The sequence below is a fragment of the Lysinibacillus sp. A4 genome, assembly GCF_024919535.1.
GTDB lineage: Bacteria > Bacillota > Bacilli > Bacillales_A > Planococcaceae > Lysinibacillus > Lysinibacillus capsici.
On sequence record NZ_JANWTB010000003.1, the window covers coordinates 476728 to 503110 of the forward strand.

General features: G+C 37.6%; 22 protein-coding genes, 1 riboswitch and 1 other annotated feature. Of the genes, 10 read left to right on the forward strand and 12 right to left on the reverse strand.

Going from position 1 to position 26383, the window contains the following annotated elements:
- The first annotated feature begins 26 nt into the window (after positions 1–26).
- A riboswitch (TPP riboswitch) is annotated at positions 27–124 on the forward strand.
- 83 nt (positions 125–207) lie between these two features.
- The 3 genes from thiM to thiE are packed head-to-tail and all read left to right on the forward strand — an operon-like array spanning position 208 to position 2421.
- Positions 208–975 (forward strand): hydroxyethylthiazole kinase, encoded by a 768-nt coding sequence (gene thiM, locus NY607_RS07795; protein WP_048393544.1) that lies wholly within the window; start codon positions 208–210, stop codon positions 973–975.
- Positions 963–1787, forward strand: a complete 825-nt coding sequence (gene thiD / locus NY607_RS07800) for a bifunctional hydroxymethylpyrimidine kinase/phosphomethylpyrimidine kinase (RefSeq protein WP_054549947.1) — start codon at positions 963–965, stop codon at positions 1785–1787. Before thiM ends, thiD begins: the two co-directional genes overlap by 13 nt.
- On the forward strand, positions 1777–2421 hold the full coding sequence (thiE, locus tag NY607_RS07805) for a thiamine phosphate synthase (protein ID WP_259419418.1): 645 nt from the start codon (positions 1777–1779) through the stop codon (positions 2419–2421). Before thiD ends, thiE begins: the two co-directional genes overlap by 11 nt.
- A 70-nt stretch (positions 2422–2491) precedes the next feature.
- On the opposite strand, the gene NY607_RS07810 is transcribed toward thiE, so the two are convergent.
- The 5 genes from NY607_RS07810 to ezrA form a co-directional block, all read right to left on the reverse strand.
- Entirely contained in the window at positions 2492–2710 is a 219-nt protein-coding gene (locus NY607_RS07810; protein ID WP_004226165.1) for an alpha/beta-type small acid-soluble spore protein, read from the reverse strand.
- A gap of 145 nt (positions 2711–2855) precedes the next feature.
- Positions 2856–4064, reverse strand: coding sequence for a tRNA uracil 4-sulfurtransferase ThiI (gene thiI, locus NY607_RS07815; protein ID WP_048393538.1), 1209 nt, complete (start codon positions 4062–4064; stop codon positions 2856–2858).
- On the reverse strand, positions 4065–5216 hold the full coding sequence (locus NY607_RS07820) for a cysteine desulfurase family protein (protein ID WP_066037557.1): 1152 nt from the start codon (positions 5214–5216) through the stop codon (positions 4065–4067).
- Positions 5217–5322: 106 nt separating this feature from the next.
- Complete coding sequence (locus NY607_RS07825; RefSeq protein WP_054549945.1) at positions 5323–5790, reverse strand: GNAT family N-acetyltransferase; 468 nt, start codon at positions 5788–5790, stop codon at positions 5323–5325.
- Positions 5791–5879: 89 nt separating this feature from the next.
- Positions 5880–7580 (reverse strand): septation ring formation regulator EzrA, encoded by a 1701-nt coding sequence (gene ezrA, locus NY607_RS07830; RefSeq protein WP_054549944.1) that lies wholly within the window; start codon positions 7578–7580, stop codon positions 5880–5882.
- Positions 7581–7743: 163 nt separating this feature from the next.
- On the opposite strand from ezrA, the gene hisJ reads away from it, so the two are divergent.
- Positions 7744–8538: a histidinol-phosphatase HisJ gene (gene hisJ, locus NY607_RS07835; RefSeq protein WP_131521327.1), complete on the forward strand. Its 795-nt coding sequence runs from the start codon at positions 7744–7746 to the stop codon at positions 8536–8538.
- A gap of 25 nt (positions 8539–8563) precedes the next feature.
- Positions 8564–9043 (forward strand): GAF domain-containing protein, encoded by a 480-nt coding sequence (locus NY607_RS07840; RefSeq protein ID WP_259419420.1) that lies wholly within the window; start codon positions 8564–8566, stop codon positions 9041–9043.
- Between the two features lie 89 nt (positions 9044–9132).
- On the opposite strand, the gene NY607_RS07845 is transcribed toward NY607_RS07840, so the two are convergent.
- The gene (locus NY607_RS07845; RefSeq protein ID WP_259419421.1) at positions 9133–11016 is read right to left on the reverse strand and encodes a sensor domain-containing diguanylate cyclase; all 1884 of its coding nucleotides are present in this window, start codon (positions 11014–11016) and stop codon (positions 9133–9135) included.
- Positions 11017–11484: 468 nt separating this feature from the next.
- On the opposite strand from NY607_RS07845, the gene rpsD reads away from it, so the two are divergent.
- The gene (gene rpsD / locus NY607_RS07850; protein WP_016991579.1) at positions 11485–12087 is read left to right on the forward strand and encodes a 30S ribosomal protein S4; all 603 of its coding nucleotides are present in this window, start codon (positions 11485–11487) and stop codon (positions 12085–12087) included.
- 700 nt (positions 12088–12787) lie between these two features.
- Here the strand turns inward: rpsD and NY607_RS07855 are convergent.
- Together NY607_RS07855 and NY607_RS07860 are read right to left on the reverse strand one after the other, a co-directional pair.
- Positions 12788–13648 (reverse strand): CPBP family intramembrane glutamic endopeptidase, encoded by an 861-nt coding sequence (locus tag NY607_RS07855; protein WP_259419422.1) that lies wholly within the window; start codon positions 13646–13648, stop codon positions 12788–12790.
- 2 nt (positions 13649–13650) lie between these two features.
- Entirely contained in the window at positions 13651–14238 is a 588-nt protein-coding gene (locus NY607_RS07860) for a TetR/AcrR family transcriptional regulator (RefSeq protein WP_237898463.1), read from the reverse strand.
- Positions 14239–15164: 926 nt separating this feature from the next.
- Between NY607_RS07860 and NY607_RS07865 the strand changes: the two genes are divergently transcribed.
- Complete coding sequence (locus NY607_RS07865; protein ID WP_004226138.1) at positions 15165–16370, forward strand: iron-containing alcohol dehydrogenase; 1206 nt, start codon at positions 15165–15167, stop codon at positions 16368–16370.
- Positions 16371–16509: 139 nt separating this feature from the next.
- Positions 16510–17313 (forward strand): cobalamin-binding protein, encoded by an 804-nt coding sequence (locus NY607_RS07870; protein WP_131521322.1) that lies wholly within the window; start codon positions 16510–16512, stop codon positions 17311–17313.
- Positions 17314–17360: 47 nt separating this feature from the next.
- On the opposite strand, the gene tyrS is transcribed toward NY607_RS07870, so the two are convergent.
- Positions 17361–18629 carry a tyrosine--tRNA ligase gene (gene tyrS / locus NY607_RS07875; RefSeq protein ID WP_131521321.1) on the reverse strand — a complete coding sequence of 423 codons (1269 nt, stop codon included), beginning with the start codon at positions 18627–18629 and terminating at the stop codon, positions 17361–17363.
- Positions 18630–18712: 83 nt separating this feature from the next.
- Positions 18713–18921: a binding site (T-box leader), on the reverse strand.
- Between the two features lie 102 nt (positions 18922–19023).
- Between tyrS and NY607_RS07880 the strand changes: the two genes are divergently transcribed.
- Together NY607_RS07880 and NY607_RS07885 are read left to right on the forward strand one after the other, a co-directional pair.
- A complete protein-coding gene (locus NY607_RS07880) occupies positions 19024–22056 on the forward strand; it encodes a transglycosylase domain-containing protein (RefSeq protein WP_131521320.1) in 3033 nt (1010 codons plus the stop codon).
- A 135-nt stretch (positions 22057–22191) separates the two neighbouring features.
- The gene (locus NY607_RS07885) at positions 22192–23073 is read left to right on the forward strand and encodes an NAD-dependent epimerase/dehydratase family protein (RefSeq protein ID WP_066037564.1); all 882 of its coding nucleotides are present in this window, start codon (positions 22192–22194) and stop codon (positions 23071–23073) included.
- A gap of 109 nt (positions 23074–23182) precedes the next feature.
- On the opposite strand, the gene NY607_RS07890 is transcribed toward NY607_RS07885, so the two are convergent.
- From NY607_RS07890 to argJ, 3 genes are all read right to left on the reverse strand, one after another.
- Positions 23183–24313, reverse strand: coding sequence for an acetylornithine transaminase (locus tag NY607_RS07890; protein ID WP_259419423.1), 1131 nt, complete (start codon positions 24311–24313; stop codon positions 23183–23185).
- A 72-nt stretch (positions 24314–24385) separates the two neighbouring features.
- Positions 24386–25171, reverse strand: coding sequence for an acetylglutamate kinase (gene argB, locus NY607_RS07895; RefSeq protein WP_131521318.1), 786 nt, complete (start codon positions 25169–25171; stop codon positions 24386–24388).
- Complete coding sequence (argJ, locus tag NY607_RS07900) at positions 25134–26366, reverse strand: bifunctional glutamate N-acetyltransferase/amino-acid acetyltransferase ArgJ (protein ID WP_131521317.1); 1233 nt, start codon at positions 26364–26366, stop codon at positions 25134–25136. The genes argB and argJ overlap by 38 nt, the downstream gene beginning before the upstream one ends.
- Positions 26367–26383 lie beyond the last annotated feature (17 nt).

The following is a 26383-nucleotide window of genomic DNA, read 5'->3' on the forward strand; positions in this document are numbered from 1 at the left end:
GTATGGTACATTTTGGTCAACTAAAAGCAAGATTGCAGGGGGACTCGTAAGAGTTGAGAAGGTAAAACCTGACCCTTTGAACCTGTTAGTTAATACTGACGTAGGGAGCAATAAACATCGTTTTCAGATGAAAGGCTCTTTTCGTGCATTTTTACACAAAAAGAGCCTTTTTTGCATGCTTACGTCCATCCCTAAAGGAGGACTACAATGATTTTTCAAACAATTCGTCAACAGCAACCACTTATCCATTGTATTACCAATTATGTAGTGGCAAATTTTCAAGCAAATGGTTTATTAGCGATAGGTGCTTCACCAGTAATGGCCGATGACTACCAAGAGGTAGAGGAGATGGTGGCCATTGCTCAAGCATTATTAATTAATATTGGAACACTTAATGATCGCACAAAAAGTGCCATGTTATTAGCAGGTGAAAAAGCCAATAAACTTGGTATTCCTGTTATTTTAGATCCTGTCGGAGTTGGAGCCACAACTTATCGTAAGGAAACCGTAAGATACTTACTGGAAAACATACACTTTGCCGTGATTCGCTGTAATCTCGGCGAGCTAGCAGCAATAGTTGGTGTAAATTGGCAACAAAAAGGTGTCGATAGTGGTCATGGCACTATCGCTATGGAATTAGAAGCCACATCATTGGCTCAACGCTATCAATGCATTGTTATTGTCACAGGAGAACGCGATTTTATAACTGATGGCAAGCATAGCCAATGGATCGCTGGTGGTCATCCACAAATGACGGAAGTAACGGGTACAGGTTGTTTACTTAGCGCAATTTGTGGCGCAGCCTATAGTGTAAGCCATAATCCTTACCAACAATTAACGGAAACACTTACTTACTATAAAAAAGCAGGTGTACTGGCATCCGCATTTACTGCAGACATTGGTGATTTTCAAATAGCCTTACTCAATGCTATACATCGCTTATCAAAGGATGGTGCAGCTTCATGCATATTGTAACAACAATCGCTGGCTCAGATAGTGGTGGTGGCGCGGGTATACAGGCTGATTTAAAAACATTTCAGGAATTAGAAGTGTTTGGTACTTCTGTTATTACTGCTCTAACTGCTCAAAATACTTTGGGTGTAACAGGTGTTTACCCTATTGACGTTTCCTTTATAAAAAAACAATTCGAGGCCTTAGTAGAAGATTTTCCAATCGCTGCGATTAAAACAGGAATGCTTTATTCCTCAGAAATTATCAAAGCAATTGCACACAAGATCAGGGAGCTAAACATTCCACTGATTGTTGATCCGGTGATGATTGCAAAAGGTGGGGAAAGCCTATTACAGCAAGAAGCTATCGATGCCTTACGCTCAACTTTATTACCACTTGCTACGGTTGTTACGCCCAATATACCCGAGGCAGAGACACTTACTGGGAGATCTATTCATCATTTTGAAGATATGAAAGAAGTAGCTCAAAGCTTGTTACAGCTAGGTGTACAATGTGTCATCATTAAAGGTGGTCATTTAGCAGATCCACTTTATGCCATTGATTATGTATTTTGCAAAAATGGACGTTCTTTTTCTTTGCAGTCTCCACGAATCCAAACAAAAAATACGCATGGTACTGGATGTACATTTTCCGCAGCACTTACTGCTTTTCTTGGACAAGGATTTGCTCTGGAAAATGCCATTATAGAAGCTAAAAAATTTATCCAATTAGCTATTATGTTTAATTTATCGATTGGAAATGGTCATGGACCCACTAATCATTTTGCTTATCAACAGTATAAGGAAGGCTGTGAGGTGATTATTCATGAAACGTGAGGATTTGGAGCTTTATTTTATTATGGGTACGAGCAATGTTCCTCCTCAAGAACAACCTATCTATATCCTAGAAAAAGCCTTGCAAGCAGGCATTACAATGTTTCAATTTCGTGAAAAAGGTCCTCACGCGTTAACTGGACTTGCGTATGAACAATTTGCACGCCAATGTCAAAAACTATGTCATCACTATAATGTGCCCTTTATCATTAATGACGATGTTGATCTAGCGATACGACTAGGGGCTGATGGTGTTCATATCGGACAAGATGATTTACCTGTAAGTGTAGCACGTAAAAGAATCGGGAATATGATTCTTGGTGTATCTGTCCATTGCGAGGAAGAATTGCAAATAGCTATTAACCATCAAGCTGATTATGTTGGTATCGGTCCAATCTTTCCAACATCCTCTAAAAGTGATGCACAACCACCATGTGGTACATCTTTTTTACAGGAGGCACATTCATTACATCCTGAATTACCAATTGTAGCAATTGGTGGAATAAATTTCACAAATGCACATTCTGTATTTCAAACGGGGGTTGATGGTGTTGCTGTTATTTCAGCTATTTGTCAAAGCAAAGATGTTGATCATACAGTAGCTACATTTAGATCCTTATCTCGTATAAATAAATGATCAATAAACAAACTAAAACCAGTGCCTTTTACGGTCACTGGTTTTAAGTTTATAAATGCTTAATCAGCATTTATTGGTTGTTGTTTGGCATACCTTTTAATTGAGATTCTGCCATTTGTACAAGACGTTTAGTGATTTCACCACCAACGGAACCGTTGGCACGAGCTGAAGCTTCAGCTCCTAATTGAACACCAAATTCTTGTGCAATTTCGTATTTCATTTGATCTAGTGCTTGTTGTACACCAGGTACTGCAAGCTGGTTTGAACTACGGTTGTTGTTTGAAGCCATGTTTCTCACCTCCTTGTGAATATAGAATGTGCGATATTAGATTTTTAATACAAAAAATTTAGAGGTAAATTGTACCTCTATTGGAATAACAATATCCATACAAAAAAGCCGTCTCAAATTGGGCTTTGAGACGGCTTTTGAATCCTTATAGTAGATCTGCAAATTTATCTTGTTGTTCTTCTTTCTTAGGGAAAATATAGACCTCGCGATTCTTCACTGCTCGCTCGATCAATTCATCAAAGTCAGAGAAGCTTTCATAATGCTCAACCTTTTCAAGCTTCGGTTTTGTTTTTGGACTTGCTGGTGTAAAAATCGTGCAGCAATCTTCAAATGGCTGAATAGATGTTTCGTATGTGCCGATTTTTTCTGCAATATCAATAATCTCTAATTTATCAGTTGAAATCAGCGGACGAAGGATAGGTGTATTTGTTACTGCGTTTATTGCTGTTAAACTTTCAAGCGTTTGACTCGCCACTTGTCCAAGACTTTCGCCCGTTACAATAGCAAGTGCACCAATTTCCTCACGCACCTGATCAGCAACCTTCAACATCATTCGGCGTGTTGTCGTCATCGATACATTAGAAGGTACTTTTTCTTTAATAAGAACTTGTATTTCAGTAAAAGGAATGACATGCAAACGAATACTAGCACCAAATTTTGTTAATTCATTGGCAAGCACTTTAACTTTTTCCAATGAATTTTGGCTTGTATAAGGTGGACTAAAGAAGTGAATTGCCTCTAATCGCACACCACGCTTCATCATTAAATAACCTGCGACAGGGCTATCAATACCGCCAGATAGCATTAATAAAGACTTGCCATTTGATCCTACAGGCATTCCACCTGCACCAGGAATGACTTGTGCCATCATATAAGTTGCATCATGGCGAACTTCTACACGTAGCTCAATATCAGGCTGCTTCACTTTAACAGATAAATTTTGAAATTGTGGTAAAACATAGCCACCGATCTCACGTTGGATGGCATGAGATTCTAAAGGAAATGTTTTATCAGTACGTTTTACCTCTACTTTAAATGTATGTGGCTCATCTTTAAATGTCTCCATAATAGTGATAGCGAGCTTTTTCATACTGTCCATATCTTTTTCGCATGCAGCGACAGGGCTAAATGATTGAATACCAAAAATTTTAGGTAAACCTGTAATTAGCATTTGCATTTGTGCTTCGTCTTCTATGGCAATAAACATACGGTCACGTTCTGTGCGAATATGCAGTTGTCCTAAATCTGCAAAGGCATGACGAATATTTTCACGTAAACGGCGGATAAAATCCATTTTGTTGCGACCTTTTGTAGAAAGCTCACCATATCTAATTAAAATTTCTTTCCAAATCATTTACTTATTTTCTCCTTTGAGTTCCAACATTACTTCTGCTAGTACTTGTTTAAAGTTTTCTATATCTTCTATTGTGTTATGTGCGCCAAAGCTAAGGCGAATCACGCCTTTTTTATAATGCTCATCAAGGTGAAGCGCCTCGACGACATGACTTGTTTTCGTTTGCTTGGAAGAACATGCACTTGATGTCGACACAATGACACCACGTTTTTGCATAGCATTAATAATGACTTCCCCTTTTAAATCACGAACACTAAATGACACAATATGCGCAGCTCCCTGTGGGGTTGATAAAACATGGACTGCTTCGCCATAACTTTCTAGCTGAGTTCGGATTTCATCGTGCCATTGACGGTATTTATTTGTGCGTTCGTTCATTGTTTCAACAGCAAGTCGAGCCGCTTTCGCTAAAGCAACAGCTTGCGGAACTGCTACAGTACCACTACGCATACCAAATTCCTGACCTCCACCAAGAGCAAAGGGCTGCCATCTTATGGGTTTACGGAATGCTAACACTCCTGAGCCTTTAAAGCCATGAATTTTATGACCAGAGATAGAAATACAGTCAGGTCCTTCTTCTTTAAAGGATATTGCTAATTTCCCAAAGCTTTGCACAGCATCAACATGAAAGGCAGCACGACTCATTTCATGAATCATTTTTGCTGCTTCCTTAATAGGCTGAATTGCACCCATTTCATTATTCACATGCATGATGCTAACTAAAATTGTTTCTTTTCGTATTTTAGTACGAAGCTCATCTAGAGAAATCACCCCTCTTCGATCGACACGAAGATATTCAACATCATAGCCCTCTTTTTCAAGTTGTTTCATTGTTTCTAGCACTGATGGATGTTCAATTTCAGTCGTTAAAATGTGCTTTCCTATATGCGTATTACTACGTGCTATTCCAAAAATAGCTGCATTATTTGATTCTGTACCACCTGAAGTAAATAGCACATTTTTTGCCTCTGTCTGCAAAATATCTGCTACTTGCTCACGCGCACGTATTAATAAATCATTTGCTTCAACACCCATAGCATGGATGGAAGCAGGGTTGGCATAATACTGCTCATTTACAACCATAAAAGCCTGCATAACCTCTTTTAAAGGCTTAGTTGTTGCACTATTATCCAAATAAATTGTATTAACCATAACTTTTCACACACTTTCAAAACGTTGATTTAACGGTATTTATCATAACGCAATCTTTGGCGATTGACCACTAACTTTAACAATTATTTAAATTTTAATTGATATCCTACATTTTTTTCACCATCGTGACAAACTCTGTTGGTGTTCTAAATTCAATTGCTTTAACAAAACCAAATTTTTCATAAAGATGGATTGCTCTCTTATTAAATAGTGCAACTGTTAAACGTAATGGCAGCTGATATTCTTCTTGAACTGTTTGAACAATAAACGAAAAAAATGCCGTTCCTAATCCTTGACCCGTTAGATTTGGCTTCAACCCAATCCCAATATCTATACAGTGTCCTTCATACGCCCCAAAACCTTGCCCTTTTGGCACTTGGGCTGCTTTACCTGTACAATAATAGCCAATTAGTTCACTATGATTATTAAAGATCGCAAAGTAAGGATTATCAAGCATTTCTTGTACATTTTCACCCGATAATTCATTATTGTAAAAATCGTAAGGTGCTACATATTGCCATTGTAAAATTTCACTTGCGAAATGTTCATTCATTTCTTTGATTGACAATTTCATACTGAATCACATCCTAATCTAAGCATAAATAGAAAGCTGTCTAAAAAGTAATCGCTATACTTTTTAGACAGCTCAAAATGTTATTTGAATTATTTTGCTATGAATTCTTCGGCAACCATTTCTTGAATACGCTTTAAGGCACCTGGCTCCATTTCTTCCACTGCTGTACCTGCTTCTTCTAAAGCCTTTGCATAACGGAATTGATGGAAAGCCTCTTCTGCTTCTCTTAAACGTCCGTTCAATTTTGGGTTCGATGCGCGATGGCGATTACCGTACTGAATAATACGCTCAATGAGCATCACATTTTCTATTAACTCATGTGCCTTTACTTTAACATCCTCTACACAGAGTGTTGCTGCATTTAGATTATTATGAACAGTACCCATATTAAGTGGTACTTCTTGCAAGCTTTGCATGACAACATAGATGTGCTCTGCTGCCTCATCAAGCCGTGCATCCATCTCCTCAGGAATTCCTGGAATATTTGCCTTGTTCAATAAACGATCAGTATCCTGTAATATTTTCTTTAAGTTTTCGACTTGAGCGCGTGCCTTATTTTCATCTATTCGAAGTTTCTTCATTGTATTCGACAGATGACCTTGTTCTTCGTGAATTCGTTCAAGCTCTTCACTAATTTCGATTAACTCTTCCTGTAAGCTAGAATAAGCTGATTTTTCTTCCCTAACTCGCATAGCTAATAGATCATAGCGACGTTGCAGTGCTTCCAATTGTTTTAAAGCGGCTTTTGGAATTTCAGCATCTTTTTCATTTAAATGATAACTTTGCTGTACATACGTTGCCTCGTCATTCACTAATTTTGTTGAAGAAATGACATTGGTAATAGAACTTAATAAACGATCACAATTTTGATCTACATAATTTTTAGCAATAACCTCTTTTTCAAGTAAATCATAAAAATGGTCGATTTCTTCATTTATTTCTGTCACACGCGGTTTAACAACTTTTAAATTCAGCTCTGCAAGTTCGAGTTTTAATGCCTCAAATTCTTTTTCATATTTATTAAGTGCATCTGTCAATTCTAAATGCTGTAAATAGTAAGATTGGTCTTCCATTTCACGCTGACCATTACGCAATTCCTGAACCGCACCTGGTAGCTTTACTTGAATTTCCGTTAAGATGGTTGGAACATCATTAATATATTCGAATGTCTGCTGCGATTCTTGATTTAAGCTAATGACAATTTCTCGCGCTTGCAAATAATTACCTTCATTTGTTAGGACATCGAACTCTTCAAATTTTTGAACAAATGTCTCTAGCTTCTTCTCTAATGCAGGTAATGCTACACCGAATGAATGCTGATGAGCCAGCAATGTCTTTCTTGCAGAGCGATAGTATTCTTTTAATTGTTCGATTTCAATTCGATTTTTTTCTTCGCTGCCAATTAATTCATTCAGTTCTTCTAAAATTTTATTTTTATCTTGGTCGCATTTCTCAATGTAATCTTCAATTTCACGTTCTATTAAAGTTGCCCTTTTAAAACGAAGTCGATTAATTTGATCCTCAGCATCAAATAGGAGAGAATCGATTTTAGTCATATGTACGTCGATGACTTCATCCCAAGTATTGCGCCATCGTTCAAACATTTCTTCCGTTTCACCGTTCATGTTTAAAGATTTTACTTTTGAAATTTCTTCATTTATAGGATTATGTTGTATTTGTAATTTTTCATTTTCTAGTTTTGCAATAATTGCAACATGTTTTCTTCGCATCATAAATCCTACTATGGCTAAAATTAATAGTAGGATAATCGGAATGATGATATACTCCATCGTAAGCCTCCTATTCTACAATAAACGAATTGGCTAGTTGTATTTATTATATACTATGTTTTCGCCTTTTGTACTAAAATTTAAGTGTTTTTCAGAAAACTGTATTTTCGCTATTGTGAAATATTTAAATAGCGTATCTATAGAGCTAAAGGAGTGGTAAATTATGAAACGTGATGGGCATATACATAGTCCTTTTTGTCCACATGGCACTACGGACTCATTCAAGCAATATATTGAAAAAGCAATTTCTCAACATTTCACAGATATAACATTTACAGAACACGCCCCATTGCCCAAAAGTTTTGTCGATCCAACCCCGCAACAAGATAGTGGCATGAATCCTGATGATCTCATGTCTTACATTGAAGAATTGCAACATCTGCAACAACAGTATGCACAAGATATTCGTATCCGCATCGGACTAGAAGTTGACTACATCCAAGGCTACGAACAAGAAACTCGTCAATTCCTTGATACCTATGGACATCTTTTAGATGACGCTATTTTATCAGTCCATTTTTTAAAATGGCAAGATACCTTTGTATGTATCGACTTTTCTTCTGAATGCTTTATTGATTTTTCTAAAAAAGTTGGCTCTGTTGAACAGGTATATGATTTATATTATGATACTGTCCTACAATCGATTAGAGCAGATCTTGGTCCATACAAACCAAAACGGATTGGGCACCCATCACTTATTCATAAATTCCAACTAGCGCACAACGAAAAAATCAATGACACCCCACGTATCAAAGAAGTATTAGACAGCATGAAATTCGCGGGCTATGAATTAGATTTAAATAGTGCTGGTTTAAGTAAACAATATTGTCAGGAGCCTTATCCACCATTTGCTCTTATCAATTATAGTCAAACTATTAAACTACCATATGTATTTGGTTCAGATGCACATTGCACAGAAGATTTACATCAACACTATAATGTTATATTACCAATATAAATAACTTTTAAACGAGGTGCTTAATATGTTTACACAAATTAATTACGAAGGATCAATTGCTGACCAATATCTGACATTATCAAAACAATTGGATGCACTATTAACTGGTGAAACCAACCAAATCGCCAATTTAAGTAATGCCTCTGCCCTGTTAAATCAATTTTTAACGAACATTAACTGGGTTGGTTTTTATCTCTTGCAGGATAATGAACTTGTGTTAGGGCCATTCCAGGGTCTTCCTGCCTGTGTTAGAATTCCTATTGGGCGTGGTGTTTGTGGTACAGCTGTGGCAACAAGAGAAACCGTTGTTGTAAAAGATGTACATGATTTTCCAGGGCATATTGCCTGTGATGCTGCATCGCAGTCTGAAATTGTTATACCGCTAATGAAGCAAGGTGAAATTATTGGTGTGTTAGATATCGATAGCCCTATCGTGAATCGATTTTCAGAGCAAGATCGTAATGGCCTAGAGGCTTTTGTTAAAACACTCCTTAATCATTTATAATACAATATTAAAAATTGCCCTGAAATGTTTTATATTGTCATTTCAGGGCAATTTATTTAAACAACCATTTACGTTTTGCTTTATCAATCCTATGAATTCGTTTGGAACGATCCATTGTGAGTACAAAAGCGATTTTTCCCGCTGTTTTTTGCTTCATACAAGGCTGTATCTGCATGTAAAAACACAGATTGGAATGCTGGTCGATCTCGCTCATCCCATGTTATAAGACCCGCAGAAATGGTTACTTGTGGATCTGTGGCATTTGGGATGACTTCCACAATGGTTGATGCTAATTCCAAAGCTTCTTTTTCATCGATGTTGGGGACATAGACAGACATTTCTTCTCCACCCCATCTTGCACAAATCCCCCGGCTTCCAATAGTCTCTTTTAATTGAACCGCAATCTGAACAAGAATTTTATCTCCAACTTGGTGACCATACGTATCATTAATGCGTTTAAAATTATCAATATCAATTAACAAGAACATACCCGATTGATCATATTCAAGTGATTTTTCTACAAACTGATCGAGGTAACTGCGGGCATACAGTTTCGTTAAATGATCCAAATCGACCATTTCCTGAAGCTGTGTTCGTAAAATTGAGTTTGCAATGGCTAACGATGAATGGTGAATTAAAGATTGCATTAATTTGAAACTATCGAATGAAAAGAAATATGGCTCTTTATGTAAGACGATACTAAAACCATTAATCTTTTCCTCCATAAGTATAGGAATCACCATAATAGAGCGATACTCAATTTGATTAGGAGTTAGACGGCTGAAATCGGCAACAAATAGTGGATCATTCGTTTGAGCAAAGTGTTGTTCAACATGTTTTATATAACTTTGACCGTTTTCTGAATGGAACAAGGAGGTACTTGCACCTGTTATTTCAAATGTCTCGTGTTTTTTAAATGCGAAACATACTTCCATTGGCTGAAAGGATTTCAGTAACTGCTTTTGTAGGAAAAGTAACATTTCATGAATGTCAATTCGCATATTTAAACGATGCGAAGTTTCATTGATGAGTTGTAAGTCACTTACGAGGCGATGCGATTGATGATATAATTTTGCATTTTCAAGTGCATTTCCTGAAGCTTGTGCCAGCATCCGTACAAAATCTTTTTCGGTTGTTGAAAAAAGATAAGTGGTGGGAGCACTTACTTGCAAGATGCCATAAATAGCTTGCCTGCCCTTAATCGGTGCATTTAACAACCGACAATTTAAATCGCTCGCTAACTCTGTCGTTAACTCTCCTGATACAAAGGCTTCAATTGTAGCAGGTCTTTCTGATAAATAATCAAAAAGCTTAATATCGATGGTCGTGTGTCGATCTTGATCATTCGATAAAATAAGCTCCACATTAAACTCTGGAAAATTATCCCGTATATTTTTTAATACATTTTCTAAAATTAAATCAATATCCATTGTTGAATGAAACAAATCAGTCATGTTATATAGTTTTCTATATTGGTCTTCATTTATTTTGACATCTAAATTGTCTCTAATCATTTGAAGAACCTTTGAAAGTATTTCTATACACTCTTCACCATACTCCGAGGTCATAAAGTCTGTCCAAGACTCTGTTGCCTCCACAAGTAATATACCAATGGGATTTTTGCCCTCTGCTTGGAAAAGCACCATATCTGTCATCATTGAATAGGCCTGTCTTGCTTTCAATATATAAGGAATTTTCACTACTTTTTGTTGATAAAAACTAGCTTCAATCATCAGCCATGACACAGCATTTAGCTTTGTTTCAATTGTTAATGAAGCCATCTCTTCGATTGGGATTAAGGAATTACCTTCAAAACTAAGAAAAGCAGCATTATCAATTTTCAAGCGCTTCTTTAGAAACTGTTTCAATGAACAAAAATACCCATTAAAACTAGTTTGTTCTTCATAAGAACTCACCCAAAAGCTCAAAACATCAGATTTTATATATTTTAGCGTTTGTAAATGGTCTGTCATGAAATCACCTTTTCTATATAACGTCCAAATCAATTACTATTAACTTATAATATATTATACATAATTTGTGTCATTTTGACTATGTAATTATCCCTTACTTTTACAATTTACATAACACAGCGTATCATTAACTATTCCCATATTATTTAAAATAGATAGTGAGGAATTTCCTACTATGTTCTTTTATATTTTTTTACTAGCTAATAATTGACGTCCTTGTCCAAAGCAGTTACAATGAAGGTTGTGTAAAATAAACGCAGCAGTGGTATAAGCTTATGATTGTATTTTATTCCTCTATTTTCTGATGTACAACTACTTAGATGATCAGCAATGAAAATTAGATGGTGTATTGTGTAACCTAACGGCTGCATAGGCGAAAGTACATGAAAATAAAATGCGTGTAAGAATGGGTACTACTGGTTTTTGTTTTACAACAAAAAAACCAAATTTAAAGGAGGAGACAACAATATGTCTCGTTATACAGGTCCATCTTGGAAATTATCACGTCGTCTTGGTATCTCACTAAGCGGTACAGGTAAAGAAATCGAAAAACGTCCTTACGCACCAGGACAACACGGTCCAAACCAACGTAAAAAATTATCAGAATACGGTTTACAACTTCAAGAAAAACAAAAACTTCGTCATATGTATGGTATGAACGAACGTCAATTCCGTACTCTATTTAACCGCGCTGGTAAAATGAAAGGTGTTCACGGTGAAAACTTCATGATCCTTCTTGAAACTCGCCTTGACAACTTAGTTTACCGTTTAGGTTTAGCTCGTACTCGTCGTGGAGCTCGTCAATTAGTTAACCACGGTCACATCTTAGTAGATGGCAAACGCGTTGATATCCCATCATACAGCGTAAAACCAGGTCAAACGATTTCTCTTCGTGAAAAATCTCAAAACCTTGCTGTAGTAGTAGAAGCAATTGAAGTAAACAACTTCGTACCTGACTACTTAACATTCGATGCTGACAAAAAAGAAGGTACATTCACTCGCCTTCCAGAGCGTTCTGAATTATCAGCTGAAATCAACGAAGCATTCATCGTAGAGTTCTACTCTCGTTAATTAAATTGCTCTGCAAAGAGTAGTTTAGAAAACCCTAGAAAGCCTTTTATATCAAGGCTCTCTAGGGTTTTTGCTTTTTATCAACCATGCTCAATCATGTATTAATTATTATATTTGGGGCTAATTATTAATGTTTTTGGTGGGCATATTTGTAAAGATGTTCAAGTAGGTTGGGAATAATATCCTATTCCTTTTTTATTTTGCCTCCCCCAAAAAACACCCGCCGTAGCAAGTGTTAATTTTTATTACTTTTCTTTATTCGTATCTTGTTTTGAGATTCCATTTCTTTACGTTTTTGCTCTTCTTCTAGTTGTTTTTATAGATACGTGGAGCATACGTTTTCATAAAGAAAGCATGCATACGTTGTTGAGTTTCAATAGATGGTATGGTGTTTTCAATTCATTCCCTCTTTCCCCATCCATCAGGAGTGGTCCTTTTATTCAAAGAGCAACACTATATACAACTATTATTTTTAGAAATTACTCAACTAATTCTACACTAAGTGTAGTAATCGCAAGTGGTGCTGTATCTTGAACTGTACCATTATAACCAACTTTTACCTTTGAACTGCATCTTAGATGTAAAACTTTCGAGATGCAGTTCAAAAATTTATTTTGGGCTTTTATTGCTTATTTAGTTTTTTGCTCATCACAACATCAATGTGTATTATAAGTAATTTAATTAATTACTGTTTTGAAAATTAATCATTACCTATTACCGTAGATTTTACTCCATACCCGCTCCTCATTTTTTTCCGTTTCACCCGCAATAGCCATCCAACTACGAGATATAGACAAGTAGTTAAAATCCCTGCAGATGGGGAAACGAGAAATTCTTTTCCCTGAGCAAGTTTGATATAGCCATCGAGAATAAGTGGATTAACAAGTGCATCCTCAGTCATATGCATAAGGACAAGCGGCCATATACTCCTTGTCATTAAGTAAATTTCTGTGTACATCACTGTCCAGCAAATCATCGTGACGATACCTATTATTGTAAATAGCCATCTATTGACAGGAAGTACACTGATGATATCACTCTCTGATAAAAACACAAGAAAGTACGGGATATGCCATGCACCCCAAACACCACCAACAATTAGATAGAGCCAAAAATCATCCAACTTTAAATTTGAAAGCTTACTTGTCAGATAACCTCTCCATACGGATTCCTCGAAAAAGTTTTTAACGAATTGAATAAGTAATCCACTAAAAAACACAGATAATACAGTGCTTAGATTAAAGGCTGAAAAGTCCATCCAGTTGAAAACATAGCTAATTAAAAGTACTAAAGTTGTGACTGCTGGATAAATGAAAAGTGCAATGACATACCATTTTAAATTGCCCTTAAAATTAGGCAATAAACCTATATCCCGCCAACCATCTCCTGCGAAGGAACGTAACAGGATGGTTGCAAGCAGCGGAGATATGAGCCAAATTCCCATACCAAGAGTATCTCCCTGAGGCTGCTCTGGAATCAATTTATCCACTAACACACCAAACCAACCACACAGTAACACAACAACAATAAAGATCATTATGTTTCTCCGGGATGTTTTCATCTTCAATTAACCTCCTTGTTTTCAAGTATCGAAAGAATCCACATAATATTAGGACAAGGTGTTTCTGGATGTAGCGCAATATATTGAGCAATTCCTTGTATAGAACACCAAAATGACACTGCAAGGGCTTCTGGATTCCCTTGCCTGATTTCACCTAGCAATTGTCCCTTTTCAATTAAAGGGATACTCCTTTTTATTAATTTGTCTGCTTCAGCAAGCATTTCTTTTAAATCCTCTGACAAATGTTCAAGATGCTGGGCATTTTCCATCAATACAAACATTTTTGCAGCAGATGGATTTGTACAAATCATATTAAATAACTCCTCAACAACTACCTTAAACGTGTCCAATGGTGATTCATCAGTAAAGTGAAAATCCATTTTAAGTCGTTCACAGCCTATTCGAATAAGCTCTTCATAAAGTTTTTCCTTTGAGTCGAAATAATGAAAAAGCAATCCCATACTCATATCAGCAGCTTTGGCAATATCGGCAACCTTTGTTTCCCCATATCCCTTCCGTATAAACAAATCCAGTGCAGATGTTAAAATAACGGCCTTTCGTTGCTCCTTTTGTTCATGTCGTAATGACATTGTAAGCACCCCTTCATTAAAAATATATTCATTGAAATAATATTCAATGAATATTTAAAAATCCCTGCAAAAATACCTACTAAACGTAAAATTTTTTAAGAAGCTAATGGAACTTTTCTGTTTGGAATAAGTCAAATGTAGGAAATATTCAAAGTAAGAGGAGGATAATATGAAGCTTGATGAATTAGTTATGCTGATCTTAATTTAAGTGGACTAATAACATTTTTCATTGTTCCATTTGATAGGAATAATCCTTTTGAACATCCCTGCACTTTATCAACGCTTTTCAGAGAAAATCTAATGCGGCTCATTTTCCATAAAAAGACGCTATTTGCGGTTATATTATGGATTCTCCTATTAACAGGTATTTGGTTTGGCTTTAAACAACAGGAATACCATATCAACGCTCATAGTGGAAATCCCCCTATTCACACAAATACAACAGCAATTATATATATGTGGATTATTCCTCTATACAATTGTTCTTTATTTACTACTTGCATTGACTACAACTTTCAAAGCTCAAAAAACAACCATTAATTCATCTAAATAATGACAATTTTATGTACATTAAAATAGTAATTGCATAGGGAAAAACAACTTAAACACTATCATTATAATCAATATAAAATATCAGTTATTTACTATGTATTCCAGCTTGATTTTAGAACCAATTCCTAAAAAATATATTTTACTTTTATAAAAAAACATTTAAAAAGTGTATTAAAATCAATATTCCTAGGCAATCCAATCGTACAGCCATCAATAAAAAGGTTCATCTTTTTTGTAAAATAATAACTTGGTAAAAAGGGAATATTTTAACAAAAATATGAGTTGAACTTTCACAAAAAATAGAATACGATGAATTGCGAAAGGTGGTTCACCATCATTCAAGCAATAATAATTTTTTAAAAGGGGTTGGAAATATGTCAGACGTTCTAAAGCAATTTGTTATGCCGAAAACAAACTTATTTGGACCTGGAGCAATTCAAGAAGTTGGTAAACGCTTAAATGATTTAGAAGTGAAAAAGACATTAATCGTAACAGATGAGGGTCTACACAAATTAGGTCTCTCAGAACAAATTGCTAACATCATTACAGCTGCTGGAATTGATGTAGCAATTTTCCCGAAAGCAGAACCAAATCCAACAGATCAAAACATTGAAGATGGCATTTCCGTGTATCATGCGGAAAACTGCGATTCTATTGTTTCTCTTGGAGGAGGCAGCGCACACGATGCAGCAAAAGGTATCGGACTTATTGCTTCGAATGGTGGACGTATTCATGATTATGAAGGCGTTGATAAATCACAAAATCCACTTGTGCCATTAATTGCAATTAATACAACTGCTGGTACTGCCAGTGAAATGACTCGTTTCACTATTATCACGGATACAGCACGCAAAGTAAAAATGGCCATTGTTGATAAGCATGTGACACCGTTACTTTCTATAAACGATCCTGAATTAATGATTGGTTTACCTCCTGCTCTTACGGCGGCTACTGGGGTTGATGCATTAACACATGCTATTGAATCATTCGTTTCTACGAATGCTACACCAATCACGGACGCATGTGCTGAAAAGGTACTTCAACTAATCCCTGAATATCTACCACGTGCCTATGCAAATGGAGCTGATATAGAAGCCCGTGAACAAATGGTATATGCACAATTTTTAGCGGGAATGGCCTTTAATAATGCATCACTTGGTTATGTTCATGCAATTGCTCATCAATTGGGTGGTTTCTATAACCTACCACATGGCGTGTGCAACGCTATTTTATTGCCACATGTTTGTCGATTTAATGTCACAGCACGTACAGAGCGCTTTGCTCGTATCGCTGAATTATTAGGAGAAAATGTAGAAGGTTTAAGTAAGCGCGATGCCGCTGAAAAGGCTATTACAGCTATTGAGAAGTTATCTCAAGATTTAAATATCCCTAGTGGCTTCCGTGAATTAGGGGCAAAAGATGAGGATATCGAGATCTTAGCAAAAAATGCATTGTTAGATGTGTGTGCTGAGACGAACCCTCGTAAAGCAACACTAGAGGATATCAAACAAATCATCACAAATGCAATGGGTCCTATTGTGAAAAAAGAAGAGTCACTCGAGGCAGTTGCCCTTTCTTAATCGACGGTTTCCTATAAGCCTATACAAAGGGTGGAGAAAACAAATGTTTTCTCCACTTTTTTATGGGCTCGATACACACACATTGTCTATCGTGGGAACTCTCGCTATACTTTTCTTAAAAAGAATAGGAGAAAACAATATGCGTTTAATTTCAATTTGTCCTAGCAATACAGAATTAGTCGCCTATTTAGGGCTGACAGACCAGCTCGTTGGAGTAGATGATTATTCCGATTGGCCAGCCTCAGTTAAAAATCTACCACAGCTTGGGCCTGATTTATCAATTAACATGGAGGCATTAGAGGCATTACAGCCTGATCTTGTTCTGGCTTCCTTGAGTGTACCGGGTATGGAAAAAAACATTGAGGCACTAAAAGAAAGAAATATTCCTCATATTATTTTTAATGCAAACTCCTTAGAAGAAATTGCGCAAGATCTTCTGACACTTGGGAAAGCTTGTCAAGTGGAGGAACAAGCAAAGACAATCGCTGAAGAGTACATGCATTCCATCGAAAAAATGTATTCCATTGCACGAACAATTCCAAAGAAACCTACCCTTTATTGGGAATGGTGGCCAAACCCTATTTTCACTCCTGGGAAAATAAATTGGCTAACAGAAATTAGCGCTCTTGCTGGTGGCATTAATCTTTTTCAAGATGTTGAGCTTGCTAGTGTTCAAACAGATTGGACAGATGTTGTTAAACGACAGCCTGACTATATCATGATGGCTTGGGTTGGTGTCGCATTTGAGCGTATCCAGCCTGCTAATTTATTAAAACGTCCATATGCCAAAGAGCTACATGCCGTTCAATCGGAACAGCTTCATGTAATGGAAGAATGGCTGTATTGTCGCCCTTCTCCACGACTTGTTGAGGGTGCTATAAAGCTTGCAAAAATACTGCATCCTAAAGAATATGAACAAATAAAACCTCCAAGTTTCTTATGATTAAAAAACCACATCCAGTGTTTTGGATGTGGTTTTGCAAATAGAAATTATATAAATTTCACCATATGATATTTTTTCTTACCTCGACGGACAATACTAAATGCATCCTCTAAACGATCCTTCGCATCGACTACATATTCTAAATCTGTTACCTTTTCACCGTTTACACTAATAGCACCATTTGATACATCTTCACGTGCTTGACGTTTGGAAGAGGAAATGCCAGCCTCCACAAGTAGATCCACAATGTTTTTATCATCTTTAGTCATTTCAATAGAAGGAACATCTTTAAAAGCGTCCTTCATTTCTTCAGCTGAAAGTGCTTTTAGATCTCCTGAGAACAAAGCAGCTGTAATACGGATGGCTTGCTCTAATGCCTCTTGACCATGTATTAAACGAGTCATTTCTTCAGCTAGCGCCTTTTGTGCCTTACGTAAATGTGGCTCCTCCTCTACAGAAACGGCTAAAGCTTCAATTTCTTCACGAGATAGGAACGTAAAGATTTTTAAGTATTTTATGACATCTGCATCAGCTGCATTGATCCAGAATTGGTAGAACTCATATGGAGAGGTTTTCTTACCATCTAGCCAAACAGCACCACCTGCTGTTTTACCAAACTTCGTGCCATCTGCCTTTGTTACTAATGGAATCGTAATTCCAAAGGCTTTCGTTTCTTCCTCGTGTGTTTTACGAATAACCTCTAACCCGGTTGTAATATTACCCCATTGGTCAGAGCCACCTACTTGAATACGGCAATTGTAGTGATTGTATAAATGATTGTAATCAATACCTTGAATTAACGTATAGGCAAACTCTGTAAATGAGATTCCTGTGTCAAGACGAGAAGCAATCGTATCCTTTGCTAACATGTAGTTTACGTTAATTAGTTTCCCATAATCACGTAAAAATTCAATTGTATTGATATTACCAATCCAGTCACGATTGTTCACAAGCTGAGCACCATTGCCATCTTCCGCAAATTCGAAAATACGTTCTAATTGACGACGGATTCCTTGAACGTTTTTATCGATCTGCTCTACTGTTTGTAATTGGCGCTCTTCTGAACGGCCAGATGGGTCACCGATCATCCCTGTCGCACCACCAACAAGTAAAATTGGACGGTGGCCCGCTTTTTGGAATCGACGAAGTGTTAACAATGGAACAATATGTCCAATATGCATGGAGTCAGCTGTTGGATCTACCCCACAGTATAAAGATACGGATTGTTCTTCTAATAATTTTGCCATGCCATCAGCATCTGTTTGTTGGTATAGCAAACCACGCCATTCTAAATCTTGTAATAATTCGTTTGTCATGTTCATTCCTCCTAAAATGGTTAAATTCGTTACGTGCATGGACATGTTTAAATAAAAAAAGTCCCTACACGCAAACAATTGCATGCAGGGACGTTAAGTTACAAACTAACGCGGTACCACCCAGCTTGAAGATGTCATCCACCTTCCACTTCATTCAGCCGCCTTTATCGCAGGCGCGCACGTCTAAGCTCCAAGCACGTAATTCGTCTCTACATTATGACCAGCTTTCACCAACCACTGGCTCTCTAAACAGGGAATATAGACACTACTGCAAACTCTTCATCACCAGAAAACTATAAACATAATTCTATACGATTCTTTTTCAAAGTCAATAACTATGTTCGTGCTAAAACAATATGTGCTATAATAGACAAGATTTTAGGAGGTCGATACATTGAAAGATTGGATTGAAAAAATCAATGCAAAGATCGATGAATTACTTGAACAAAAATGGATGAAGAAATTACGTATTTCAGGTAGTGTTACCTGGAACTTATTTTTACTATTTTTAGTCTTTGCATTGGTTGGCACTGTATTTGTCGGTTCAGTTGGTGCTGGTTATTTTGCTTCTCTTGTAAAAGAAGAACCGTTACGCTCAAAACAAGAGTTAAGGGATCAGATTTTTAGCTATGAAGAAACCAGTGAGATTTATTTTGCCAACGAGATTTATATTGGGAAATTAAGAACAGATTTAGATCGACGTGAAACTTCGCTTAGCAATGTTGCACCAGAGGTCGTGAATGCTGTTCTGGCAACAGAAGATGAATATTTCCGAGAGCATAACGGAATTGTTCCTAAAGCGGTTATTCGTGGGTTATTACAAGATGTCACAAACTCTGCAACGCAGACAGGTGGTTCTACACTTACCCAGCAACTTATTAAAAACCAAGTACTAACTAATGAAGTATCATACGAGCGTAAAGCTAAGGAAATTTTACTGGCGATGCGTTTAGAACATTTTATGACGAAGGAAGAAATATTAGAGGCTTATTTAAATATCATTCCCTATGGTCGTAACTCTTCAGGACGAAATATTGCAGGTGTTGAAACAGCTGCGGAAGGAATTTTTGGCGTAAAAGCAAAAGAATTGTCTCTTCCTCAAGCTGCGTACATAGCTGGTATACCACAGGCACCATTTGCTTATACACCATTTACAAATACAGGTGAACTGAAAAGTGAAGAAGCTTTGAAACCTGGTATTGATCGTATGAAAACAGTACTTTATCGTATGAAAGAAGCTGGTTATATTGATGATGCACAGTATAATGAAGCGTTAAACTATAATATTGCTGCCGATTTCCGTGGACCAGAAATGCGCGCGGAAGATCGTTATCCTTGGTTGACTTATGAGCTTGAAGCTCGTGCAAAAGATATTATTGCTGAAAAACTAGCAAAAGATGATGGGGTTGACCCAGAGCGCTTAAAGTCAGAAAAAAAATTAAAGGATAAATATACAATTTTAGCAGATCGTGATGTTCGTTCAAAAGGCTATCGTATTTATTCAACCATTAATAAAGATATGTATGATGCGATGCAAAAAGCAGCAAAAGACTTCCAGTATTATGGTCATACGTATACTGGTAAAGGGAAAGACCCTGTTACTGGTGAAGAAATTGATATTGAGATGCCGGTACAAGTAGGTAGTATTTTAATAGAAAATACGACAGGTCGCATTTTAAGCTTTGTCGGAGGTCGAGACTTTAAAACCACTCAAGTAAACCATGCAACACAAGCTTATCGTTCTAACGGTTCTACAATGAAACCATTACTTGTTTATGGACCTGCCATTGAGTATGGCGTAATCGGTGCGGGTAGCCCCTTAGTTGACGTGAAATTCTCAATCGGTTCTTGGAGTCCAAGTAACTATATTACGAGTGATGAGCGAGGTCTTATCCCAGCACGTGAAGCTTTAGCAGATTCTCAAAACATTTCAGCACTACGTTTATATAATGATATTATTAGTAGACGCCCTGCAGATTTATTAGTAAAAATGGGATTCTCAAAATTACATCCTGATGATTTTACTAACCTAGCAACTGGGATCGGTGCTTTAAGCGAAGGAACTACTGTTGAAGAAAATACAAATGCCTTTGCTACCTTTGCAAATGGTGGCCAATTCATTGACGCTTATATGATTGATCGAATTGAAGACCAAGAAGGAAATATTGTTTACCAACATGAAGTAGAACCTGTTCAAGTATTTAGCCCTGAAACATCTTATATCGTGACAGATATGTTACGTGATGTTCTCACTAAAGGAACAGGGACAATGGCACGAAATACATTAAAATTCTCTTCTGATTTCGCTGCAAAAACAGGGACTTCTCAAGAATATAAAGATGTTTGGTTAGTTGGTTATAACCCTAATGTATCTCTTGGTGTTTGGATGGGTTACGATCAACCTCGTACACTTTATGCATTTAACAACACCTATTTACAGCCAAGCGTTCGGGTGAATAAGCTATGGGGTACTTTAATGAATGCCGTTTACGATGCGGATCCTCAGCTAATCGACCCACCAACAAGTTTTAAGGCGCCTAAAAATGTTGTGACTGCGTCATTCTGTGGCATTTCCGGCATGGCCCCTTCTGCAGCTTGTGCTAGCGCAGGTCTTGTACGCTCAGATTTATTTAATGCGAAAGTATTTTTACCATCACAACCTGATGATAGCTTAGCCTCTTCAAGTGTTGTGACGATTAAAGGAAAAACTTATAATGCGTTGCCAAATACACCAGCAGAGTTTGTAAAAGCAGGTGGCGCAGGCATTAATCAAGACTTTATTAAACGAATGTTAGGTAGACTTGGCGGGAATCCTGCTAGTCTGTTACCAAAGAATTCTACATTGTCGAATTCATCTGTATCAGCAGTTGATTTCCCAGCGGATGGTAGCCCTCCAGCAGCTGTTTCAGCTTCAGTAAATGGCTCTACATTATCATGGTCAGAGTCATCGAATGATGTTGTTGGTTATCGTATCTACAACGTTACGAATGGCGGTAATACACTTGTAACGTCCGTACTAGAGTCAACACAAAGCATTACGGTTGCTAGTGGACAAGCTTATGTAGTGGTCGCTGTAGATATTACAGGTTTAACATCACCGCACTCCAATGTTGTGTCTACTGGCGGTAGTGAAAATGAACCTGACCCTGAGGAAAACGACCAAGAACCAATACCACCTACAACGCCACCTACTAATGGCAATGGTAATGGTTCGGGTAGTAACGGCAATGGCTCCAATAACGGGAACGGGTCTGGTAATAACGGCAATGGCTCCAATAACGGGGATGGTTCTGGTAACAATGGCAATGGCTCCAATAACGGGGATGGCGATGGAAGCAATGGCGATGGAACTGATAACCCCGGAGATGGCACAAACGGAGGAGACAATGGTAATACCACTACTCCAACTGAAACGTCAAGGCGCTAATCCATTTTGCCTTAGCAAAAGCATTTGTATTAGATAATCAATTAAACAGACTTACTGCATATTCCTTATGAATTGTAGTAAGTCTGTTTTTTTGTCATTATTAAGAGGACTACTATTTTGAAGGGGTGAAAATATATGAACATATTGATTTTAGGAGGCACACGTTTTTTTGGAAAAAAGCTAGTTGATCTTTGTATTCAAAATGGACATAATGTAACGATTTTAACACGTGGTCAAAGTGGCAATCCCTTTGGTACACATGTTAAGCAATTAGTAGTAAATCGTAATGATCGTGATGCTTTAGAGCAGGCACTAGCCAATACAACATGGGACATTGTCTATGATAATATTTGCTATTCGCCCAACGAGGCACAAGCGATTTGCGAGATATTAAAGGGAAAAACGAAAAAGCTCGTCTTTACTTCTACTCTTTCAACATATGAGGTAGATGGTAAGATGAAAAAGGAAGAAGACTTTGATCCATACCAGTATCAAATTCGTATGGGACATCAAGAGGAATTTTCTTATGGAGAAGGAAAACGACAAGCGGAGGCAGTCTTATTCAAAGAAGCTTCATTCCCAGTCGTAGCTGTACGTTTCCCAATTGTGATGGGCGAAGATGATTATACTCGACGTTTACATTTTCACGTTGAACATATTTTACAGAATCAGCCGATTACTTTACCGAACATTGATGCAAAGATGAGTTATATTACAGATGAGGAAGCTGCTGAATTTTTATACTTTGCGGGTGTTACTCCTATTGAGGGACCATACAACGCTACCGCATCAGGGGCCATATCTCTCAAAGATCTAATTGCTCTAATTGAAGAAGCAAGTGGTCAGCGCGCAAAAATTTCCCTCATTGGTGGTGATGAGGAATCACAGTCTCCTTATGGGGTGCCTGCTGATTGGTATATGTCCAATGCTAAGGCTGAGAAGGCAGGATTTACGTTTAGTCAGCTTGAAGATTGGTTACCAAAATTAGTGACAACATTAGTAAAACAACTACAATAGCATTTATAGCGCAAAGAATCTGCTAATATCTAGCAGATTCTTTGTTCATCCTAATGTCTAGTCATTTTTGCCGCTAATGCCTCACTTTCTGCTGAACGAAAGTGTATTTTCACGGTAATATGTTCTTTAAAATAGCTACTGCTTTGTCAATCTCTTCCTTTGTGACCGTTAATGGAGGCAAAAGACGAATAACTGTTGGCCCTGCCCCTACTAATAAAAGACCACTTTCTTCCGCTGCCACGATATAAGGCACAACTTCCGTGTCCCCACAGCCAATCCCTAACAAGAGACCCTGACCTTGAACCGTATAGCTAGAAGGTAAATGAGCCCTTAGTTGTGCCACAAAATAGGCAGATATTTCTCGTACCTGCTGTAAAAAATCTGGCTCAAACACATGATTTAAAACAGCTTGTGCCACATTCATCGCAAGAGGGTTTCCACCAAATGTTGTACCATGTGTTCCTGGACTAAATGTAGCATGAAGCTCAGCAGTTCCGAGCATTGCACCAACAGGGAAACCACCACCTAAGCCTTTTGCCAAAGTTACGATATGTGGCTTTAATACCGTTTGTTCAAATGCATAGCGTGTTCCTGTTCGTCCAATGCCCGTTTGCACTTCATCAACAATTAGTAGTACACCTTGCTCCTCACAGACTTTTGCAATAGCTGCGGCAAATTCTGCTGATACACTATTGACGCCACCCTCTCCCTGAATCATTTCTAGCATTATAGCTGCAACTGAATCATCAACGGTTGCTTCAAGTGTAGCAGCATCATTAAATGGCAAAATCGAAAATTTTTCTACGAGTGGTCCAAAGCCATTATGTACTTTGCCTTGACCTGTTGCAGACATTGCTCCAAAAGTACGACCGTGGAATGATTTTTCAAATGTAATAATATGATGTTTGCCTGTATGCTTACGAGCTAATTTAATGGCCGCTTCATTAGCCTCAGCGCCGCTATTACAAAAAAAGGCATGTGAAAAGTGTGTATTAGCAATTAATTTTTCTGCCACCTTTTCCTGACCTGGTATTTCAAAAAGATTTGAAATATGCCATAGCTTTTGGCTTTGCTCTTGAAGTGCCTGTACAACGGCTGGATGGGCATGACCAAGACTCACTACAGCAATGCCACTAGTAAAATCCAAGTATTGCTTCCCTGTTGAATCCTCAACAATTGTCCCCTGACCTTTAACAATTTGTGCACGACGCTTGCCGTAATTCTCAAATAAAACACTCATGTTATCATCTCCACTATATTTAAAATAGTTTCTTTCAACAACTATACTTCTCAAGCTATCCTATTTAGAACACTAGGAAGAAAGAAGTTCACTTGTGGCTACAATTGTTGTACCAATTAAAGTTGCGCCTACGATTTGTACAGAAGGAATCCCTGCCCGTAAACAGTCAATCGCTCCCTGCACTTTCGGAATCATTCCACCATAAATATGGCCCTGCTCTGTCCATTGATCTATAAGACTAGGTGTAGCTATTGCTTGATATTCATCTTCAATACGGATACCACTCACATCTGTCACGAGTAGTAAGCTATCTGCTCCGATGGCTAAAGCAATTTCACTTGCTACCGTATCGCCATTAATATTAAGAGCCTGACCTGCTTCGGTCGTACCTACGCAGGCAATAACAGGTACAATCCCTACACCCATTAAAGCTTCCAATAAGGATGTATTGATATTTTTAATAGCTCCGACATAGCCATAAGCCTCTTGATCTAAAAAGTCTACGACCATCAACTGTCCATCAAAGCCATTTAATCCGATGGCTGTTATACCAGCTGTTGTTAACTCATGAACTAATGCAGTGTTTACTTGTCCTATTAGAGTGGATTGGACAACTTTAATTGCAGAATCATTCGTGACGCGTATTCCATTTAATGTATGTGATTGTATGCCTTGAGCAGCTAGTTCTCGATTTATGGCTGGCCCACCTCCGTGGGTAATAATCAGCTCTACCCCACTCTCTTGTAATCTTTTAAAATTATCAAAGAAAGTATCATTTAAACCTTCCAGTGTACTGCCCCCAAGCTTAATGACCACACGTTTATGAGCGGTATGATGCATTGATTTGGACATAGTCATATGTTAAGTCACATCCCCAAGCATGCCCCTTACCATCACCCACACCAAGAGACACATAGATTTTTACTTCATGCATTTTTAATATTTGAATTAACTCATTCTCAGAAAAGGGAATTGGTTCACCGTTTTCTACCATAGTAGCACCACCGATTTGGATGGTAATTTTATCTGGATCAACTGTTGCGCCACTATACCCTACTGCTGCAATAATACGCCCCCAGTTAGCATCACAGCCGAAAACAGCAGTCTTTACAAGTGGTGAACCAACGACTGTTTTTGCAATTTTACGTGCCTCCTCGTCTGAAATTGCACCAACAACTTCTACTTCGATAAGCTTCGTTGCTCCTTCACCATCTTTGGCAATCATTTTTGCTAAATCTTCCGCTACTGTTTGCAAAGTGTAAAAGAAATTTTGCCAATCTGGATGCTCTGGTGTTAATGAATCATTCCCTGCCAAGCCATTAGCCAATATTACCACTGTGTCATTAGTAGACGTATCCCCATCAACTGTAATAGCATTAAATGTTAAATTAGTAATAGTTGTTAATGCTGCTTGCAACACCTCAGATTCAATGTTGGCATCTGTTGTAATAAAGCCTAGCATTGTTGCCATATTAGGTTCGATCATACCTGAACCTTTTGCTACACCTGCAATAATAACTTCCTTGCCATCCACAGTTGTACTATAGCTTGTGTTTTTCATGACAGTATCTGTTGTCAAAATAGCCTGTGCAAAGTCAATCGCACTTTCTAAATTGTCCTTTGGCTCTAACTGTAGAATACCGTTTGCTACTGGCTCTAATTTCATCATTTCTCCAATAACACCCGTCGAGCAAACTCCCACCAAATTTGGTGCAATCCCTAATTTTTCAGCAGCTAGCGCTTGCATTGTTTGGGCATCTTTTACACCTTGTTTACCTGTACAAGCATTCGCATTGCCTGAATTGACGATCATCGCTTGCATTTTCTTAGTTGCATAAACAACTTCCTTCGTGACTTTTAATGGTGCTGCTTGCACAGCGTTTGTAGTAAAAACACCTGCAACACTTGCTGGGACTTCACTTACTAAAAGGGCTAAATCCTTTTTCTTATGTTTTAAACCACAGTGTAATCCGGCTGCCTTAAAGCCTTTTGGTGAAACAATATTTTTACTTGATAATTTTTTCATTACATTCGTTGAAGTGGTAACTGTCATCCGAAATTCCTCCTTAG

Excerpts from the sequence above, each read along its gene's own strand:
- thiM (WP_048393544.1), top strand. The coding sequence starts at position 208 with ATGATTTTTCAAACAATTCGTCAACAGCAACCACTTATCCATTGTATT.
- thiD (WP_054549947.1), top strand. The coding sequence starts at position 963 with ATGCATATTGTAACAACAATCGCTGGCTCAGATAGTGGTGGTGGCGCG.
- thiE (WP_259419418.1), top strand. The coding sequence starts at position 1,777 with ATGAAACGTGAGGATTTGGAGCTTTATTTTATTATGGGTACGAGCAAT.
- NY607_RS07810 (WP_004226165.1), bottom strand. The coding sequence starts at position 2,710 with ATGGCTTCAAACAACAACCGTAGTTCAAACCAGCTTGCAGTACCTGGT.
- thiI (WP_048393538.1), bottom strand. The coding sequence starts at position 4,064 with ATGATTTGGAAAGAAATTTTAATTAGATATGGTGAGCTTTCTACAAAA.
- NY607_RS07820 (WP_066037557.1), bottom strand. The coding sequence starts at position 5,216 with ATGGTTAATACAATTTATTTGGATAATAGTGCAACAACTAAGCCTTTA.
- NY607_RS07825 (WP_054549945.1), bottom strand. The coding sequence starts at position 5,790 with ATGAAATTGTCAATCAAAGAAATGAATGAACATTTCGCAAGTGAAATT.
- ezrA (WP_054549944.1), bottom strand. The coding sequence starts at position 7,580 with ATGGAGTATATCATCATTCCGATTATCCTACTATTAATTTTAGCCATA.
- hisJ (WP_131521327.1), top strand. The coding sequence starts at position 7,744 with ATGAAACGTGATGGGCATATACATAGTCCTTTTTGTCCACATGGCACT.
- NY607_RS07840 (WP_259419420.1), top strand. The coding sequence starts at position 8,564 with ATGTTTACACAAATTAATTACGAAGGATCAATTGCTGACCAATATCTG.
- NY607_RS07845 (WP_259419421.1), bottom strand. The coding sequence starts at position 11,016 with ATGACAGACCATTTACAAACGCTAAAATATATAAAATCTGATGTTTTG.
- rpsD (WP_016991579.1), top strand. The coding sequence starts at position 11,485 with ATGTCTCGTTATACAGGTCCATCTTGGAAATTATCACGTCGTCTTGGT.
- NY607_RS07855 (WP_259419422.1), bottom strand. The coding sequence starts at position 13,648 with ATGAAAACATCCCGGAGAAACATAATGATCTTTATTGTTGTTGTGTTA.
- NY607_RS07860 (WP_237898463.1), bottom strand. The coding sequence starts at position 14,238 with ATGTCATTACGACATGAACAAAAGGAGCAACGAAAGGCCGTTATTTTA.
- NY607_RS07865 (WP_004226138.1), top strand. The coding sequence starts at position 15,165 with ATGTCAGACGTTCTAAAGCAATTTGTTATGCCGAAAACAAACTTATTT.
- NY607_RS07870 (WP_131521322.1), top strand. The coding sequence starts at position 16,510 with ATGCGTTTAATTTCAATTTGTCCTAGCAATACAGAATTAGTCGCCTAT.
- tyrS (WP_131521321.1), bottom strand. The coding sequence starts at position 18,629 with ATGACAAACGAATTATTACAAGATTTAGAATGGCGTGGTTTGCTATAC.
- NY607_RS07885 (WP_066037564.1), top strand. The coding sequence starts at position 22,192 with ATGAACATATTGATTTTAGGAGGCACACGTTTTTTTGGAAAAAAGCTA.
- NY607_RS07890 (WP_259419423.1), bottom strand. The coding sequence starts at position 24,313 with ATGAGTGTTTTATTTGAGAATTACGGCAAGCGTCGTGCACAAATTGTT.
- argB (WP_131521318.1), bottom strand. The coding sequence starts at position 25,171 with ATGACTATGTCCAAATCAATGCATCATACCGCTCATAAACGTGTGGTC.
- argJ (WP_131521317.1), bottom strand. The coding sequence starts at position 26,366 with ATGACAGTTACCACTTCAACGAATGTAATGAAAAAATTATCAAGTAAA.